The organism is Acetivibrio clariflavus DSM 19732, assembly GCF_000237085.1.
GTDB classification, from domain to species: domain Bacteria; phylum Bacillota; class Clostridia; order Acetivibrionales; family Acetivibrionaceae; genus Acetivibrio; species Acetivibrio clariflavus.
This window is the reverse complement of the sequence record NC_016627.1, coordinates 679,129-696,352: the sequence shown is the minus strand read 5'-3', so window position 1 is coordinate 696,352 and position 17,224 is coordinate 679,129. Positions and strand designations below refer to the sequence as shown.

Annotated in this window: 20 protein-coding genes and 1 pseudogene; 7 read left to right on the top strand and 14 right to left on the bottom strand. The window is 35.8% G+C overall.

Annotation, left to right across the window (positions count from 1 at the left end; genetic code table 11):
• Positions 1–95: 95 nt before the first annotated feature.
• Positions 96–419: a hypothetical protein gene (locus CLOCL_RS02950; protein WP_027622529.1), complete on the top strand. Its 324-nt coding sequence runs from the start codon at positions 96–98 to the stop codon at positions 417–419.
• Positions 420–491: 72 nt separating this feature from the next.
• On the opposite strand, the gene CLOCL_RS02945 is transcribed toward CLOCL_RS02950, so the two are convergent.
• The 5 genes and pseudogenes from CLOCL_RS02945 to CLOCL_RS02930 form a co-directional block, all read right to left on the bottom strand.
• On the bottom strand, positions 492–1,373 hold the full coding sequence (locus tag CLOCL_RS02945; protein WP_041714886.1) for an NAD(P)/FAD-dependent oxidoreductase: 882 nt from the start codon (positions 1,371–1,373) through the stop codon (positions 492–494).
• Between the two features lie 22 nt (positions 1,374–1,395).
• A complete protein-coding gene (gene trxB, locus CLOCL_RS02940; RefSeq protein WP_257197761.1) occupies positions 1,396–2,352 on the bottom strand; it encodes a thioredoxin-disulfide reductase in 957 nt (318 codons plus the stop codon).
• Between the two features lie 21 nt (positions 2,353–2,373).
• Positions 2,374–2,676 (bottom strand): annotated as a pseudogene (locus tag CLOCL_RS22945) (thioredoxin family protein); the annotation flags it as partial.
• Positions 2,677–2,762: 86 nt separating this feature from the next.
• Positions 2,763–3,362: a TlpA disulfide reductase family protein gene (locus CLOCL_RS02935; protein ID WP_014253945.1), complete on the bottom strand. Its 600-nt coding sequence runs from the start codon at positions 3,360–3,362 to the stop codon at positions 2,763–2,765.
• 47 nt (positions 3,363–3,409) lie between these two features.
• The gene (locus CLOCL_RS02930) at positions 3,410–4,084 is read right to left on the bottom strand and encodes a cytochrome c biogenesis protein CcdA (RefSeq protein WP_041714884.1); all 675 of its coding nucleotides are present in this window, start codon (positions 4,082–4,084) and stop codon (positions 3,410–3,412) included.
• 535 nt (positions 4,085–4,619) lie between these two features.
• Here CLOCL_RS02930 and CLOCL_RS02925 point away from each other — a divergent pair.
• The 5 genes from CLOCL_RS02925 (at position 4,620) to sleB (ending at position 6,947) form a co-directional block, all read left to right on the top strand.
• Positions 4,620–4,820 carry a hypothetical protein gene (locus CLOCL_RS02925; protein WP_014253943.1) on the top strand — a complete coding sequence of 67 codons (201 nt, stop codon included), beginning with the start codon at positions 4,620–4,622 and terminating at the stop codon, positions 4,818–4,820.
• A gap of 208 nt (positions 4,821–5,028) precedes the next feature.
• Positions 5,029–5,355 (top strand): hypothetical protein, encoded by a 327-nt coding sequence (locus CLOCL_RS02920; protein ID WP_014253942.1) that lies wholly within the window; start codon positions 5,029–5,031, stop codon positions 5,353–5,355.
• Between the two features lie 23 nt (positions 5,356–5,378).
• Entirely contained in the window at positions 5,379–5,807 is a 429-nt protein-coding gene (locus CLOCL_RS02915; RefSeq protein ID WP_014253941.1) for a hypothetical protein, read from the top strand.
• Positions 5,804–6,142, top strand: a complete 339-nt coding sequence (locus CLOCL_RS02910) for a hypothetical protein (RefSeq protein WP_014253940.1) — start codon at positions 5,804–5,806, stop codon at positions 6,140–6,142. Before CLOCL_RS02915 ends, CLOCL_RS02910 begins: the two co-directional genes overlap by 4 nt.
• A gap of 160 nt (positions 6,143–6,302) precedes the next feature.
• Positions 6,303–6,947, top strand: a complete 645-nt coding sequence (gene sleB / locus CLOCL_RS02905) for a spore cortex-lytic enzyme (protein WP_476691459.1) — start codon at positions 6,303–6,305, stop codon at positions 6,945–6,947.
• A gap of 151 nt (positions 6,948–7,098) precedes the next feature.
• Here sleB and CLOCL_RS02900 read toward each other — a convergent pair whose 3' ends face one another.
• Positions 7,099–7,983 (bottom strand): hypothetical protein, encoded by an 885-nt coding sequence (locus CLOCL_RS02900; protein WP_014253938.1) that lies wholly within the window; start codon positions 7,981–7,983, stop codon positions 7,099–7,101.
• 3 nt (positions 7,984–7,986) lie between these two features.
• The gene (locus CLOCL_RS02895) at positions 7,987–10,140 is read right to left on the bottom strand and encodes a Tex family protein (protein WP_014253937.1); all 2,154 of its coding nucleotides are present in this window, start codon (positions 10,138–10,140) and stop codon (positions 7,987–7,989) included.
• 473 nt (positions 10,141–10,613) lie between these two features.
• Here CLOCL_RS02895 and CLOCL_RS02890 point away from each other — a divergent pair, with 473 nt between their 5' ends.
• Positions 10,614–11,660, top strand: a complete 1,047-nt coding sequence (locus CLOCL_RS02890) for a GGDEF domain-containing response regulator (protein ID WP_014253936.1) — start codon at positions 10,614–10,616, stop codon at positions 11,658–11,660.
• A 138-nt stretch (positions 11,661–11,798) separates the two neighbouring features.
• On the opposite strand, the gene pfkB is transcribed toward CLOCL_RS02890, so the two are convergent.
• The 7 genes from pfkB to CLOCL_RS02860 form a co-directional block, all read right to left on the bottom strand.
• A complete protein-coding gene (gene pfkB / locus CLOCL_RS02885; protein ID WP_014253935.1) occupies positions 11,799–12,728 on the bottom strand; it encodes a 1-phosphofructokinase in 930 nt (309 codons plus the stop codon).
• Positions 12,729–12,861: 133 nt separating this feature from the next.
• Positions 12,862–13,062, bottom strand: a complete 201-nt coding sequence (locus tag CLOCL_RS02880; RefSeq protein WP_014253934.1) for a hypothetical protein — start codon at positions 13,060–13,062, stop codon at positions 12,862–12,864.
• Between the two features lie 161 nt (positions 13,063–13,223).
• Complete coding sequence (locus CLOCL_RS22370; RefSeq protein ID WP_014253933.1) at positions 13,224–13,391, bottom strand: hypothetical protein; 168 nt, start codon at positions 13,389–13,391, stop codon at positions 13,224–13,226.
• A 50-nt stretch (positions 13,392–13,441) separates the two neighbouring features.
• Positions 13,442–14,407, bottom strand: a complete 966-nt coding sequence (gene uvsE, locus CLOCL_RS02875) for a UV DNA damage repair endonuclease UvsE (RefSeq protein WP_014253932.1) — start codon at positions 14,405–14,407, stop codon at positions 13,442–13,444.
• Between the two features lie 321 nt (positions 14,408–14,728).
• The gene (locus CLOCL_RS02870) at positions 14,729–15,466 is read right to left on the bottom strand and encodes a class I SAM-dependent methyltransferase (RefSeq protein ID WP_014253931.1); all 738 of its coding nucleotides are present in this window, start codon (positions 15,464–15,466) and stop codon (positions 14,729–14,731) included.
• 15 nt (positions 15,467–15,481) lie between these two features.
• Positions 15,482–16,702 (bottom strand): NAD(P)/FAD-dependent oxidoreductase, encoded by a 1,221-nt coding sequence (locus tag CLOCL_RS02865; RefSeq protein WP_245532878.1) that lies wholly within the window; start codon positions 16,700–16,702, stop codon positions 15,482–15,484.
• 43 nt (positions 16,703–16,745) lie between these two features.
• Entirely contained in the window at positions 16,746–17,129 is a 384-nt protein-coding gene (locus tag CLOCL_RS02860) for a RidA family protein (RefSeq protein ID WP_014253929.1), read from the bottom strand.
• Positions 17,130–17,224 lie beyond the last annotated feature (95 nt).

The following is a 17,224-nucleotide window of genomic DNA, read 5'->3' as shown; positions in this document are numbered from 1 at the left end:
CTCGATATACCGGAAGCAAACAAAACAGAAAAAATGGAAACAGATATACAAATAATACAAGCAGTTAGAATATTCCCATAGGCACAAAAATTGTAATGGTATGCAAAACCTATGACCGACTGCTTCATCAAAAGAACTATCCTCATTATAAGACATTGGAGTATCTCATTGACAATAAATATAAGCTATTTGACTGCCACATGGCTAAAGTTTTTATAAACAATTTGGCCGTTTACCCTTTAGTTTCAATATTACACCTTCCCACCAGCGAAACCGGTGTTGAGGCAAATGCCCGCATAAACCAGGGTACCCGACCAATTGTAAGAGTCTATTATAAAAGAATCAAAAAACCATTAACCCATCCCTATGAAATGGACCTTAACTCCAGACTAAACGTATTTATAGATAAAGCAATATAGTTTATTTAATTCAAACTATAATAAACAACCATTATACTTTTCAACATTAAAAAATTATACTAGAAATCAGCATTATTTCAATTTCTGTTTCCTAACATATTCAATGGCTCTTTTACCGGCTATAGCACCTTGACCTACAGCTGTTGATATCTGTTTGAAACCGCCTGTACAATCGCCGGCAGCAAACAAACCGTCTATGTTGGTTTGCTGGTCTTTATCCACAACAATTGAGTTTCCATCCACCATTATCCCCATTTTTCTCGCAAAATCTATACTTGAGGGGCTGTCGTAAGCTACAAACAATCCATCCAAATCTTCGCTGGATCCATCCTTGAAATAAATTTTTTCAAGATATTCCTTACCGTCCAGCTTTTCAATCTCCTTGTTGTTTATTTCAAAATCCTTTAAATCACCGGCATACTTATCCGAAACTACCAGGTCTTTGCCATTGGTAAAAACGGTAATCTTCTTTGTAAAGGCCTGAAGTTCAATTGCTTCATGAATTGCATAATCATTAAAGCCCAAAACTCCAACCTTCAAATTGTTGTAAAAGAAACCATCACAAGTTGTACAATAGCTTACTCCATTCCCTTCAAATCTTTCAAGGTTCTCTATTTTTACCTTTTTCACCGGCTGCCCGGTGGCCAAAATTAATGCCCTTGAAGTAAAGTGGCTATTGGGAGTAGCAACCTCAAAAAAATCATTCTTTTCCGCCGCTATAACTTCATCATTCAATATCTCTGCACCAAGCCTTAGTGCTTGTTTTTCACCATTTTTTAAAAGGTCTTCTCCCCTTATTGCCTCGGCAAAACCGTAATAATTTTCAATTCTCTCGGCTTTTCTGAGAGCACTGTCATTTTTCCCGATAATAAGAGTTTTTAAATTTGACCTTACCGTATATAGTGCTGCTGAAATTCCGGCAGGTCCTTTTCCAATTATTATAACATCATACATAATTTCATACCCCATTTTCCGTCTATTGTTTACCGTTAATATATCTTTCAGCCATAATCCCGGCAATTACTCCGTCACTTACGGCTGTAGCAATCTGACGTACCGTTTTATTTCTTACATCTCCCGCTGCAAAAACTCCGGATATATTGGTTTTCATATTCTCATCGGTATCAATATAGCCATTTTCATTCAATATTAGCTTTCCTTTCAGAAAATCCGTTTTAGGTTCAGTTCCAATATACACGAACAAACCGTCTGCTTCAATCTCTTTTATCTCATTGGTTTTCAAATTCTCTATTTCAATACTTTTCATAAAAGTATCGCCATTAATTTTTCTGACTATTGAATCCCATATAATACTTATATTTGGATTTTTCAAAGCTTCATCCTGTGTTCCCCTTGAAGCACGAAATTTGTCCGACCTGTTTATTATAGTAACGTGTTTTGCATATCTTGTCAAAAATACAGCCTCTTCTAAAGCCGCTTCACCACCGCCTACAACAAAAACATTTGCATCCTGGTACAATGCACCGTCGCACGTAGCACAATAATGCACTCCTCTGCCTCTATACTCCTGCTCTCCTTCCGCCGGAAGCTTTCTCGGTGTAGCTCCGGTTGCAATTACTACTGCTTTTGCATAATAGTCGGTATCCTCAGTTCTCACATATTTTTCTTCACTTTCAAGGTCTATATCTTCTATCAATTTAAGTTCATCTATCTGTGCACCAAATTCCAAAGCTTGCCGTTTCATATTTTCCATTAAATCCATGCCCCTTACAACCCCATTAGTTCCGGGATAATTGGCAACATGGTAGGTAGTTGCTACCTGTCCCCCGGTCAGTCCTTCATCTATTACTATCGTAAACAGCTTTGCCCTGGAAGCATACATTGCCGCAGACAATCCTGCCGGGCCTCCTCCAAGTATCAGAACATCACAGTATACCTTTTGTCTCTCTTTACTCTTACACTCTCCTCCGATAACTTTCTCAACAGCCTCTTTAAACTCAGGATTATTTATATAGCCGTTCATCCTAAAGCACTGCTCTTCCCCATCCTTAAAAAACAAAACAGTGGGACTGTTTTTTATATTCAAGGATTCTGCAAGCTGGCGATTATGCTGGCGGTGTATCATTACAAAACGCATGTGCTCTCCATAGATTTCAGCTGAACGCTTGAACATATTTATAAAAGAAGCACACGGCGGACAATCCTCTGAATAAAAAGCAACAGCCACAGGCAAATCACATTTCAGAACGTCTTTCTCAAACTTTTCCGAATTGCTGTAAATAATCCCGTTCGCCATAATAAGCCTCCTCAGTAATGTTTACTTCCTGCAAAAGCAATTGCTATATAAATTTTTCAGCTTATATGTCCAATTAACGCCGGTATCTATCCTTGTTCTCTTAATTCATTATACACATTCATAAGTACATTTTTATTTATCGTACCTTCATAATAAGTATAAATCCTTCCATCCTTATCAATTACATAAGTTGTCGGTATGGCATATATTTTATACTGGTCAGCTACTTTTCCGGTTTTGTCCAAAAGTACTTTCATAGTATATCCGTTACTATTCATAAACTTTCTTACCTTATCCTCAGTTTCCCCTCTGGCACCGCCTGTAGTTAAATTAACTGCCAATAATATCGCATCTCCATTATTCTCAAAATCTTTGCTTGCCTCATTAAATTCGGGCATCTCTTTCAGACATGGCCCACACCATGTTGCCCAAAAATTCAAGAAAACAATTTTTCCTCTATAGTCGGATAATTTTACCGTATTGCCTTCAAGATCTACAAGTTCAAAGTCTTTTGCAAGCGGCAAATCCCTATCGGTATTATCATTGCTTCCCGTACCCATACTGGTGTCAGGACTGGCATAATCATTGTTTTTACTGTAGCGGCTGCTTATATAATAAGCCCCCAACAATAAAACCGTAAGTACAGCTAAAGACACTATTGCTTTAGTTAAATTCTTTTTATCCATAAATTCCCCTCTTTCTAATGGTTATATAAAATGCGATTAATTAATAGCTATATGAAATTAAATATAAATGCAAGACCTGCAATTATCAACAAACTCCCCGAAATAATGCTTACCAGTCTGCTGTGTCTTTGCACTGTCTTAAAAAGCCCCTTCATACTATCAAAAGCAATGGCAGAAATAATAAAAGGTATCCCCAAGCCTATAGAGTAGATTAGCAACAACAGCATACCCTCCATAATAGTATCCGAAACACTGGCCTTTGCAAGAGCCGATGAGAGGAATGCTCCCACACAGGGTGACCACGCCACAGAAAATACCATTCCAAAAATTATAGACTTAAGAAAATTTAATCTCTTAAAGTTAAATTCAAAACCTTTCTGTTTATTCAAAACCCCAATTCTTACAAGCCCTGTAAAGTTTAAGCCAAATATAAACACCACAATACCGCTTACAATTTTAAGTATATCCCTGTGTTCTTTAAAAAATGAACCTAAAGTAGTTGCAGTTGCACCAAGTAAAACAAAAATTATCGTAAATCCCGTAACAAAACCAATGGAATTTAACGCCAAATTTCCTTTCTTTTTGCTTGTTCCTTTCTCACTTTCTTCACTATCACCTGCCAAGTATATAAAATAAATAGGCAGCATAGGCAGTATACATGGTGAAATAAAAGTCAGCACACCTTCAGCAAAACTCTGCAAATAATAAGAAATCAACAGCATTACCACCTTTTCATCACTTCTATAAGAATATGGCGAATCAAATACCCCCTAATGGTATTATACAATTTAAACCAATGTAAGTCAATAATATTACATGTAATTGACTATTTTCATATATCCTGTTTTGTTTCTCATAATATACCACTTTTACCTGCACAAGTAACATACTAAAGTTTAAGTGAATATTATAAAACAGCAAAAACACATGCCGCAAGGCTTCAATATTAGCCTATCCCTTTGTTAAGCACTTTGTAAAGCGGAATCCATCTATAGGTTTGTATTGTTTGCCTTGTACTTTCCTGGAGGTGACAATTATGTCTCAAAAACCTATATTTCGCAACAAATCAAATGTTTTATACTTTATTCTTGTTTATCTTTTGCTTTTTTATGACAGTAGGCCAATAGGAATTAACAGATATGTAAAAGAGAAAAACGATAGCTCCCTGTTATTCTTTATACTAGTCTATCTGGAGTTATTTTATTTTTAATTTTCAGTATCGGCTTTATTGAAATTTAAGGCTTAGGAGGTATCTCTATGAATTTCCTTAGCGACCTTTTTAATGGAGGAGGAGATGAGCTTCTTTTTTTCATAATAGTATTTCTGTTTTTGTTCAACGAAAACCGTTCGGAAAATCGTTCCAAAAGCAAACCCGACACAAGCGGTAACGACCTTTCCCTATTCTTCATTATTCTATTTGGCCTGCTGTTTTTAGGTAAAGATTGCAGCCCTAATTAAATCAATAACAATATGGGTTATAATCTATTGAATTAAGTAATATATATTTAGTAGGGAAATACCGGGAAATACATAGTCATAGGGAAGCAAAAAATATAAATTTTAAAAAATTTCTGCATTAATACATCAGCTTTTTATATTTTTTAAATCATTGGCATTTCCCTTAACTTCCAAAACGGCACAGTATAAAATTGAAAGGAATGATATTATGAGCAATCAAGGCAATAAAAATTTAATGGATTTGCTAAACGACAAAATGCTTCAAGTGAAACTCAACAACGCCATAGATATGTTAAAAAAAGGCAACACCGAAGAACTTGCAAAGAAATTAAATAAAATGGATAAAAACGAGTTAATTGAAAAAATAAACGAAATAGACGAGAACAAATTGAAGGAATTGAATTTAAAGATAGATAAGGATGAAATGAAGAAATTAATTAACGAAGTGGATATGAATAGTCTGTCTCAGCTTATAGGCGACCGTGGAGATGAAATAATAGATAAATTGAAAAAACTGCTTGACAGCAACCAATAAGCGCCCCAGGAGGTGATAAACCAGTGAATGATGAGGAACTTAACACAAAAATCAAACAAATAGCCCAAATGCTTGGACAAGAAAATGTAAAGGTTCCTGAAAACCTGGGAAGCATAATATCAATGCTGGCAAACTCCTCCTCTAAGGATAACCCTCCTCAGAGGTCGGAAGAACAGCCAACACCCCAAAATGACAGCAAAATAAAAAAGGAAGAAACATCTGCCCAAAATAATATGGATGATAATGTGGAAATGATGCGAAAAATAAAAACCATAATGGACAGTATGCGGAACATAAATGATCCAAGAATTAATTTATTGACTGCAATAAGGCCTTTTTTGAACTCTTCAAGACAGAAAAAAATAAGCAACTGCATTAGACTGTTTCAAATGACCCAGGTAACCAGAATGTTAACAGAAATGGAAAAGGATAATTACGGAGGGCAAGCATGAATTATCGAAGAATATACAGACCAAGAGGATATCCTTACATAAGACCTGAACCGAGTATGTTTCAGGCTGATACCAACAACACAAACCAAATAGAGGCGGAAGTAGAAAAAAACGAAATAGAAAAAATCCCTATGCCAAATGAGAATCCTACGCCTCCGGACCCGGACCCTGTGAGAAATCATAGGCCTATGTTTCTCAGTAATTTTTTCAGAAACATTCATGCGGACGATATAATCCTCTTAGGTCTTATATTTATACTAATACAAGAAAATTTAGAGGATGAATTTTTAATAATAGTATTAATATACCTTCTGGTTGCTGGAAGAAATGGCTGATACCATTAATACAATCCATCGCACTATGAAAATTTTTCTACTAATAATAAATTTAAATAAAAATACACAAAATATAGTCAATAGTATATAGTGGAGGAGATTTAACTTGCAGAAGAGGAAAATACTATTGACTGTTATCGCATTAACAATATTTTCACTAATTGCCACAGCTTATGCTTACAGAGACGATATTATAGCATTATACGGCTATAAAGCTGCTCTGTCCTATTACGGCTCAACCGGGCAGGAAGTAAAAGACATACAATATAAACTGCGCAAATGGAAATACTACGACGGTGCTATCGATGGAATATATGGTTACAAAACATATAAAGCAGTCCGTCTGTTTCAATATAAAAACGGACTGAAAGTAGACGGTATAGCAGGTCCGGAGACTTTGTCCGCACTAGGTCTTCCTTCCGGGAAGTCCAAATCCACTTCAGCTTCAACAACCAACAGTAATCTGAACCTTCTTGCCCGTCTTGTACATGGCGAAGCACGGGGTGAGCCTTATATAGGCCAGGTCGCCGTAGCAGCAGTAGTGCTGAACAGAACCAGGGACAGTAGATTTCCCAGTACAATCGCGGGGGTGATATATCAACCGGGAGCCTTCGACGCAGTTGCTGATGGCCAAATAAATCTTGAACCGAATGCTCAATGCATTAAAGCTGCACAAGATGCATTAAACGGCTGGGATCCTTCAGGAGGTGCTATATATTACTATAATCCCGCAACTGCAACAAGTAAATGGATATGGAGCAGACCAATAATTAAGAAAATCGGAAAACATAACTTTGCAAAATAACCGCTGTACTTATTTTCAATATAATAAATAAATTTATAAGAAATCACCTTTTATAATATTGAACGTGCAAAACCATACCGTTTTTGCACGTTCAATGTATATTTTATATAAAACTGTTTTTATAATTTTCTGTCAGATATATTATCAGACATCATTTTTCAACTATTCTTGACCTGTTCCAATAAGATAAAAATTTCGAAAAAACATAACTGATGATTGATATTAAGATAACTGTTTTAAATATCCAATTCAACACTAACAATACCGCAATTCCAACAAACTCAGCTACAACACTTTCATTTCTTGACAGAATATTGTTTATATAAAACAATCCCATTTGAAATACGAATATCAAAAAGTCATACCATAAAAATTTAAATAAAATTCTCCAAAAGGAATTGTCTGCTGCACGCTTGCCTCTGGCAAACAGTTGCTTGTCATAATTTATAGCAGCAGGATACCAAAAGAATATATATATTTTAAAAAACATTATACAAAAAAATAAAATTAAAACTGTTATAAAATCCAATACATACGCCACAGACATAAGCTCCGGTTTTTCAGTAATTGCAGCACTGGTGATGACAATTGCCGGAACAGAAACAACAACAATAAATATCGTAAATAATATTAAATATATTATTGATAAAAAAGTTATTCTCGAAACTTTCAGATAATGCTTTTGTATTCCCTTTGCAAACGCACCTTTTTCTTTGTCCGAATTTATCAATGCACTGTTCAGTACATTTAAAGAACCGGACAGAAGCAAGCCTGCTATTAAAGATACCGCAACTATACCTAACAGAATATAAACAAAAATTGCAGGGCTAATATTGGGAATATAATTTAGCACTATTTGAATTAAATGTATAACACTATCAAAAATATTTCCTGTCTTTAAAACAGATAGCCCAAAAACTATGGGCATTATAAAGCTATATTCTATGTAGCAGTACAAAAACATAAATATCCCCAAAATAACTATTAATACCGGTCTTCTCTTAACCGGATTAATAAAATAGCCAAACCCTTTCATTTTTTAACCCTCTTTCATACTCAACGATATTCTCTTTCTTTTTACATCCACATCCAAAATTCTGACTTTTACAATATCACCTACCGAGACAACTTCCATAGGATTTTTTACATATCTGTCGGACAACTCCGATATATGAACCAGTCCATCCTGATGCACTCCAATATCCACGAAAGCCCCAAAGTCTGCCACATTTCTCACAGTTCCGGTCAAAACCATACCTGGCTTTAAATCTTCAATATGAAGCACATCTGTAAGCAACACAGGTTTCGGCAGTTCATCTCTGGGATCCCTTCCCGGTTTTAAAAGCTCATTTATTATATCAATCAAGGTAGGTACTCCAACTCCGATTTCAGCAGCGATTTCAGCCATTCCTTTGTTTTCAACTTCCTGTTTGAGCTTATCTAACTTCCTTTGCCTGACATCCTCCATAGTGTAACCCATAATCTCCAGCAATTTGCATGCAGCATTGTAAGATTCAGGATGTACTGAAGTATTGTCCAAAACATTTTCACCATCAGGTATTCTCAAAAACCCTGCACATTGCTCAAAGGCTTTTTCTCCGAGCTTCTTAACCTTCTTAAGTTCCTCCCTGTTTTTAAATTTTCCGTTAGTCTCCCGGTATTCTACAATATTGCGGGCAATTGACGAATTTATTCCGGATATATAGGACAACAGCGCTGGTGATGCTGTGTTCAAGTCAACTCCCACACTGTTTACGCAATCTTCAACAACACCGCTTAAGCATTCTCCAAGTCTCTTTTGATTCATATCGTGTTGATACTGCCCCACCCCTATTGACTTAGGATCTATTTTTACCAATTCGGCAAGGGGATCTTGTAGCCTTCTTGCAATGGAAATGGCACTTCTCAATGCAACATCATACTCCGGAAACTCCTCAGCCCCCAATTTTGAAGCCGAGTATACCGAAGCTCCTGCTTCACTTACCACCATATAATAGACTTTTCTGTCAATTTCCTTTAAAAGCTCCGCAACAAAAATCTCCGTTTCCTTAGATGCTGTGCCGTTTCCTATTGATATTATATCAACCTTGTGTTTTTCAATAAGGTCTTTCATCACCTTCTTTGATTCCTCAATTTTGTTCTGTGGAGGTGTGGGATAAATAACAGCAGTATCCAACACTTTACCTGTTTCATCCACCACTCCTATTTTGCACCCCGTTCTATAGGCAGGGTCAAGTCCTAAAACCACCTTACCCTTTACCGGTGGCTGCAGCAAAAGGTTTTTCAAATTGGTGGCAAACACTTTCATTGCTTGTTCCTGGGCTTTTTCTGTCAACTCATTTCTGACTTCCCTTTCTACCGATGGGAAAATCAACCGGTCATAAGAATCCTCTATAGCTCTTTCCACATATTCCGTAGTTATTGAACGAACCTTCTTTATGCATTTAGACTTCAAATAGTCGGTAACTCTTTCTGTTGGAACATCGATTTTGACCTGTAAAAACTCCTCTTTTTCTCCCCTGTTAATGGCAAGAATCCTGTGGCTGGCAATCTTTGCGACTGGTTCGGAAAAATCGTAATACATTCTGTATACCGAATCTTCTTCCTTTTTTGCTTTTGACACAATCGTACCCAATCTATAGAACATTTCCCTAATTGCTTTTCTAAATTCAGCATTATCGGAAATTTCCTCAGCGATTATGTCCATTGCGCCGTTTAATGCTTCTTCAACAGTATTGACTGACTTTTCTGCATCTATAAAAGGAGCTGCCAATTCTTCTATACTTCCGCTCCTGATATCCTGATCAAATAAAATTTTAGCTAAAGGCTCCAAGCCTTTCTCCTTTGCTATAGTGGCACGGGTTCTTCTCTTCGGTCTGTAAGGTCTGTATATATCTTCAATTTCCTGTAAAGTAACAGCTTTATTAATACTTTCTTTTATTTCATCGGTGAGCTTTCCCTGCTCGTCAATCAGTCTCAATACCTCTTCTTTTCTGGCCTCAAGATTTCTTAAGTACATCAATCTATCGTACAATTCCCTTAAAACCTGGTCATTGAGTTCCCCGGTCATTTCTTTCCTATACCTTGCTATAAAGGGAATTGTATTGCCATCATCAATAAGTTTTACTGTATTTTGAACCTGATAAAGTTTTAAGTTAAATTCACCGGCAAGCTTTGCAACAATATCAAGCATCTATATCCTCCATTTTTTAATTAAGTCACTCTAATTAATTAATTATATATTTAAATTATTATTCTAATCAAGCCCTGATTATAATAATGTCTTTGGAGCAAATATAATAAAAACCGGGAAAGTCTTTGATTTTTTAAGATTCCCCTCACTAATTTCTGTTTCTTTATTCTCTATTGGTGATATATATATTTATATATCTTTTTCAGCAAATATAAATAAAACTGAGTATAATTTATACTTTATGTTTTTCCCTCAATTTGGTTTATAAAAATGTTATAAATAAAGTAGTAAAGAAAGAACAAGCTACATAATATAGTAAAAACAATACTAAAAACTCATTCTGAAATTGATTTGAAAATATTATGCTATTTAAAAAAAACTTTTTGGATTTAATGTACAAGCTCGTAAAATCAAGCTCTTGAAATAGCAACTGTTAATTTCTTATACCTTGTTTGTCTTGGGGAGTGATGAATATGAAATCAATAAAAAGTGAAAAAATTCTTCTGTTAGGTCCGGATAAAACAACAAAAGATTTATCCCAAAAACTTAGCAATGTAGGCTTTGATGTATTAGTTGCCAATAATACCGATACCGCATTAAAATTTACCGAGGTAACGACCCCGTCAGTAATAATACTGGATATTGCCATGCAATCCAATGACGGAAAGGATTTGCTCACAATTCTTAAGTCAAAAGTCAATTTGATTAATACGCCTTTAATCGCGTTATCCGAAAATACCGATGAAGATTCTCTAGTTTATACTTTCCTTCATGGCGCAAATGACTTTATAGGATTGCCATTTAAATTTAAAGAGCTTCTTGCCCGAATAAACAACCAGATTAAAATTCGCAATATAATAAAAGATTTGGAAGAAAAAAACAGAGAATTAACCAAAAGAAATGAAATTTTAGAGCAACTGGCAATTACCGATTCTCTAACTGAGATTTATAACAAAGGCTACATATTAAAAAGACTTAAAAGCGAGTTGCTGCGTTCAGCAAGATATAATGAGCCGCTATCCCTTATAATGATAGACATTGACCACTTTAAAAGAATAAATGACTCCTTAGGCCATATCGCAGGAGACAATACCTTAAGAGAACTGTCGAAAGTGCTGGTGAAATCGGTTCGAGATGTCGACATTGTAGCCAGATATGGAGGTGAAGAATTTATAGTATTATGCCCTAATACATCTGTAAGCGGAGCTGCAATACTTGCAGAGAGAATACGAGAAAATGTGCAAAATACTGCATTCCAATTTGGTAACATTGACATCAGGCTGACTGTGAGTTTAGGATTAAGCAGCATATCACCATCATATCCGGCAATTGCTGATGTCGATACTTCCAAATTAATTGAAGAAGCAGATTCCGCTTTATATAAGGCAAAATCTTCCGGGCGCAACAAAGTTGCTGTACATACCGATGAACTAGGTCCTGTTTGCATTGAGGACAGTCAAGAATATAAGCATATATTTATTGACCAGGCAAATGAAAATGATAAATTTACCCGGCAATAAAAGTATGTTTGATTTATATTCATGCAACAGTCCATGTTTCACATTTGTTTAAAATTGCTAAACAAGGCTAAGGTGTTTGCTGATATTAATTTTTGCTATTGAACACTATAAAAACTCCATTGGATAAATAACTGGATCCTAAATTTCCTCTATCCGAATTTCTTCAGTTAATTTGTATACTTCGTCCCTGTTTACAACTCCAATCCCCTGGTATTGGGCATTATTGACACCGCAGGCAGCACCCAGCCTTAACGCTTCTTTTAAATCAAGACCTTTTGCCAGCACCAATGCAACACCTGCAACCATGGAATCACCGCATCCTATAGTATTTACAACTTTTATACCTGGTACACAGACCCTAAAAGCTCTATCCTTTGTTACAAGTATTGCACCTTTTTCGCCCAATGATGCCAGAACAAGCTCTACTCCCTCTCCTTGGATATACCTGCAGGCTTCCAACACATCAGGAATTCCTTCCAATTCTTTATTCACAAGACTTCCAAGCTCTCTCAAATTCGGTTTTATCAAATACGGTCCTGCTTCAATTCCCTGTTTCAGAACTTCCCCGCTGGCATCCAAAATAACTTTTATATCCTGTTTTTTTGCTTCAATAATAAGCTTTTTATATATATCGTCTTTAACGCCTGAAGGAATTCCTCCCGAACAGACAACAATTTTGGTCTTATCAAGGGCTTTTCTATATATAGAAATAAATTCCTCAATATTTTTTTCGGTTATAAAAGGGCCTGTTTCAAGCACTTCGGTTTCTGTTCCGTTTATTCTGTCAATTATGTTGATATTTGTTCTGGATTCGCCCTCCACCTCAATAAACTCAGTCATGGCACCTAGTTTTTTCAATTGTTCCACCAGCCATTCCCCGGTATGGCCACCTTTAAATCCAAGGGCTAAAACTTCTTCACCCAAAGTCCTGATAACCCTTGAAACATTTATCCCTTTTCCGCCTGCAGAGATTATGGTTTCCTTTATACGAAACAGCCCGCCCACCTGAAAATTATCTGCAAAAAATATCTTATCCACTGCAGGATTTAAAACCACAGTTGTAATCATGACACTCTCCTGAAAACTAAATAATTTTCTTTGATTATAACATATTTTTATCTTTTTCACCCTGTCAGAAAAATAAAAGCCTTCATCAGGGAATATACCTTATGAAGGCAAAAAGTTTCCATATTATAAATAATTATTGCTTAAGGCTTAATTTTTTAAAGGTTTCACTGTCTACCTCTTCAATTTCGCCCTTCAGTATTCTGAATATAAATTCCTTATCAAGGCCTGTGGCCGTTGCATAGTCATCAAGGCTCATATAACCACTGGCCCTCCGGATTGTTTCAATCAGTTTGTCGGAGTTTTTTATTTTGCTTGACTCAGTACCTTCTATCAACTTAAACTACCTCCCTGGCATTTAAGCAGCTATAGTTGTTACATTATCAATTCCCATCATTTCATGATGCAAAAATATTTTCTATTCAGTTTTTTACCCTGAACACTTTTAAAACTACAAATATTACATACTCCATAAATTTGTAGGTTAAGTTTTAATATTTACTTCCTTCCTGCATCATTTTCATCAGGAAATAATCTTATAACTTTTGTATAATTCCCTTTTTTAATATCATCAGGTGTTGCATCCTCTCCAAACCTTTCATCGCTGAAACCCGGTGCAACTTTCTTAGTGTCTTCTTTCTTTCCGAATTTATTTTTATTATCCATAACTTTTAACCTGCCTTCCAAATTAGGTTTATCATTACTGCTTTCATTATCTATAATACCTCAAAGTGCCCTTCATCTATCCATCTAATATTTTCAAATCCCTTAAGTTTATTGGATAGATTGAACAGAGCATTATCCTTATTCTTAGCCTCAATCATCACATCAAAATCGGCATCAAGTTTTTTGGCTATTTTCAAAAAATTATAGAACTCATTGGGATCAATATCATCGGCATGACTTCTGAATTCTTTTTGGCTCTTCGGACTGGAAAAATGAATTTTCGGAACAAAGTATTCACCCTTCCAGGTTTCAAATATATCCTGCAACATATCCTCTATGGCTTCCCCGTTGTTTACGCAGTAATGATGGTGTACGTCCAAAACCATAGGTGCTCTGACATCCTTGCAAATTTCCAAAACTTCCTTTGCTGTATATGCCTTGTCGTCATTTTCCAATATAAGCCTCTTTCTTATTCTGTCGGGGAGCTTCATAAAGTTTTCCTTAAATTTTTCTATAGATGCCTCTTTATTTTTGTATACACCGCCTATGTGCATGACAAGCTTGTACTTGTAATCATCAAGCCCCATAGCTTCAAACAATTTAATATGGTAGTCCAGGTCTTTTAACGAGGCTTCAAATACTTTATCATTAGAAGTATTGATAAGCGTATAATGATCGGGATGGGCACTTATACGAAAATCATTTTCTTTTATAAATTGTCCTATTTTTTTAAATTCATCTTTAAACTCTTCAACATAGTCCCAATCCCCAATGTCCGGATGGGTTGCAAGAGGTACAAGTTTGGAGGTTAATCTGTAAACCTCAATATTGTATGCTTTATTAAACCTGAGTATTCTTAAGGTATTATTCAGATTTTCCCTTGTTATTCTTCTCAGCCTGTGCAGTTTAGCTTCTTCACTTGCCAGCTTAGAAAAGGTCTTAACGGTAACAGTTCCGGAAGGCGAACAGTTTTCCAAATTCAGAGTCATTGCAACATAACCAAGTCTCACAAGCATACATAATACCTCATTGAATTTTTTATTCTGAGTGTTAGTGTACCCATATGAGTTAAAATTATATGCTTGCTTTTACATCATAATTTTTCTAATAATATTCAAATTGAAATTATTAGTATCAGATATATTCTCTAACAAATCAAAAAACTTATTTTCAACATAATATGTCAAAATAAATTTTCTCTATTTCAAATTTTTCCATTGCAAAAAAAACAAGATCGATATACTTCATTGTTATCGATCTTATTTCTTTCCATCAACAAGATTTCCAATATTTCAAAGGCATTAAATAGCATCAATATAAATTCGTCTTCAGAATTATTACCTATACGCCTTTAAAACTAACATATAAGAATCCTCTTTATAGGGAGAAGCTTTGAAGTCTCCATAACACTCATATCTTTTAAACCCTGCCTTTTCAACAATATCTGCCAACTCGTTGCTCAATAATGGCAAAAGCTCCACAGTATTGTTGAAAGTTTTTACATTGTTCCCATCCTTAACAATCAAGGTGGTATTGAAATCAATTTTCTTTAATTCAGGTTTGTAGTCATATTTCCGGATAAATTCTATGCCATCTTCCTGATTAATTATTGTGGGCAGTTCTTTTAAACCAAACTTTATAATTCTGTCATAATTCATTATCTGAATAATAACAATTCCATCGTCTGCAGTAAGGTTGTACATTTGCCTAAGAGCATCCTCTATCTCTTCATGGTTTTTAAGATGTACCAGGGAATTGCCGATACAAAACACAACTTGGTACTTTTCCGTAAGTTTTTCTTCCAGTTCGGTCATACTGCAGACAAAAGCCTCAACATCCACCTTTTCTCTGTCTGCCTTATCCCGTAATTTTCTAATCATCTCTTCTTCGATATCCACTGCAGTAACTTTATATCCTTCCTTTGCCAACGCAACGGAATAAGTGCCAGAGCCGCAGGCAATGTCTAAAATTCTAGCTTCCTTTTTTCCGGCCGCTTCCTTTATAAAATTAAGCTGTTCTTCCCCAGCGGGGAATATCTTGTCATAATACTTGCTTATCTCATTATAGAAGCTCATTTTTTTACCTTCTTCTTATTTAATAGCTTTATATTTCTCCACAAAATCTTTTTTGGCAATAATATCTTTTATCTGTGAAATATCTTTCCCGTTTTTCACAAAATCACTCAGTATATTGGCTGCTGAAGTATCTCCAAGAAGAATTAATCCCTTAATTTTATTGTCCCTTAAAACTACTTTCCTATAAATATGATCTTCCTTATCGCAGAATACCAAGGATTCATATTCTTTCTCAACAGGATTTATCATGCCCATGGAAACAAAAGGAATGTCCCTAAGTCTTACTGCATTGCTGAAACCCGCATCACTGGAGAATTCCTGTACCTGTCCTGCCATATTGGAAGCTGCACACTTACCCTGTGCAAGTGCATTGGGCCATATGTAACTTGAAACTATACCAACATTATTATTGCTTTGAAGTTCTGCCACATCACCGGCAGCATATATATCTTTAACGCTGGTTTCCATATAGTTATTAACCAGGATGCCTCTATTGGTTTTTATATCCAATCCTTTCACAATATCAAGATTGGGCCTTGTACCAATAGCAATAACCAGCATGTCAAACCCGACCTTTTCTCCATCGGCTGTTTCAATTAAGTAGCCATCGTTCTTTACTATCCTTTGAACATCCCGCTGAAGTAAAAGCTCTATACCTTCATTTCGTATCATTTCCACAAGCATCTCTGCCGATGCAGCATCCAATTGCTGGGGCAAAATCCTTGAACCTCTTTCGACCAAGGTAACATTCATTCCCAGTCTTTTAAGAGCAAAGGCAGTCTCAATTCCAGTAAGTCCTGCACCTATAATAACCGCTTTTTGACCTTCTGCAGCATTCTCTATAATATTGTCAGCATCTTTTATGGAATTCAATGTAAAATACTTTATATCTCTCAACCCTTCAATATTGGGTATTACAGGGCTTCCACCCACTGCAACAAGCAGTTTGTCGTATTCAAGTATATTACCGCTTAAAAGCCTGACAACCTTTTGATGACTGTCAATATTCTCAATCTTCTCACTGAGTAAAAGTTTTATTCTGTTTTTATCATAGTAATTCATGTCCCTTAAGATAAGCTTGTTTCTGGCAATCTTACCGCCAATGTAATCGGGGAGCATAAACTTTGTATAGACGGGTACATCTTCAATGCTTACCACTGTAATCTCACAATTGTCATTCAACTGGCGAAGCTTTTCAGCTGCCGAAATACCGGCAGCACCGTTTCCGAGAATCACAAATTTCAATTGTCCTCACCTCTAATTTTTAAAGATTTGCTGCTTAGGGTATTATTGCCACTGCTTCAATTTCTACCAGTACATCTTTGGGTAATCTTGCTACTTCTACACACGACCTTGCAGGATAAGGTTCCTTAAAATACTGTCCGTAAATTTTGTTCACAGAAGCAAAATCATTCATGTCTTTAATGTAAACTGTTGTCTTTACCACATTTTCAAACCCGGTTCCCGCTTCAGCCAAAACAGCTTTGAGGTTTTCCAGTACCTGCCTGGTTTGATTTTCAATGCCTCCATCAACTACCTCACCGCTTGACGGATCCACAGGTATCTGTCCCGAAGTATACACCATATTCTGTATTTTAATAGCCTGTGAATACGGCCCTATAGCTTTAGGTGCCTTTTCTGTTGATACAACTTCTATTTTCACGACTTATACCCCCTCTTATTAGATATATAAATATTTAAGTTCGATATATTTTAAAATTAGTTCTTAATTCTCCTTATCAACTAAGCTTATGAAGT

Bases quoted from the DNA above. Each gene is read 5' to 3' on its own strand.
- CLOCL_RS02950 (WP_027622529.1), top strand. From the start codon at position 96: ATGGTATGCAAAACCTATGACCGACTGCTTCATCAAAAGAACTATCCT.
- CLOCL_RS02900 (WP_014253938.1), bottom strand. From the start codon at position 7,983: ATGAAAGGGTTTGGCTATTTTATTAATCCGGTTAAGAGAAGACCGGTA.
- CLOCL_RS02890 (WP_014253936.1), top strand. From the start codon at position 10,614: ATGAAATCAATAAAAAGTGAAAAAATTCTTCTGTTAGGTCCGGATAAA.
- CLOCL_RS02895 (WP_014253937.1), bottom strand. From the start codon at position 10,140: ATGCTTGATATTGTTGCAAAGCTTGCCGGTGAATTTAACTTAAAACTT.
- CLOCL_RS22370 (WP_014253933.1), bottom strand. From the start codon at position 13,391: ATGGATAATAAAAATAAATTCGGAAAGAAAGAAGACACTAAGAAAGTT.
- CLOCL_RS02925 (WP_014253943.1), top strand. From the start codon at position 4,620: ATGAATTTCCTTAGCGACCTTTTTAATGGAGGAGGAGATGAGCTTCTT.
- CLOCL_RS02920 (WP_014253942.1), top strand. From the start codon at position 5,029: ATGAGCAATCAAGGCAATAAAAATTTAATGGATTTGCTAAACGACAAA.
- CLOCL_RS02945 (WP_041714886.1), bottom strand. From the start codon at position 1,373: ATGTATGATGTTATAATAATTGGAAAAGGACCTGCCGGAATTTCAGCA.
- CLOCL_RS02910 (WP_014253940.1), top strand. From the start codon at position 5,804: ATGAATTATCGAAGAATATACAGACCAAGAGGATATCCTTACATAAGA.
- uvsE (WP_014253932.1), bottom strand. From the start codon at position 14,407: ATGCTTGTGAGACTTGGTTATGTTGCAATGACTCTGAATTTGGAAAAC.
- CLOCL_RS02930 (WP_041714884.1), bottom strand. From the start codon at position 4,084: ATGCTGTTGATTTCTTATTATTTGCAGAGTTTTGCTGAAGGTGTGCTG.
- pfkB (WP_014253935.1), bottom strand. From the start codon at position 12,728: ATGATTACAACTGTGGTTTTAAATCCTGCAGTGGATAAGATATTTTTT.
- CLOCL_RS02935 (WP_014253945.1), bottom strand. From the start codon at position 3,362: ATGGATAAAAAGAATTTAACTAAAGCAATAGTGTCTTTAGCTGTACTT.
- CLOCL_RS02870 (WP_014253931.1), bottom strand. From the start codon at position 15,466: ATGAGCTTCTATAATGAGATAAGCAAGTATTATGACAAGATATTCCCC.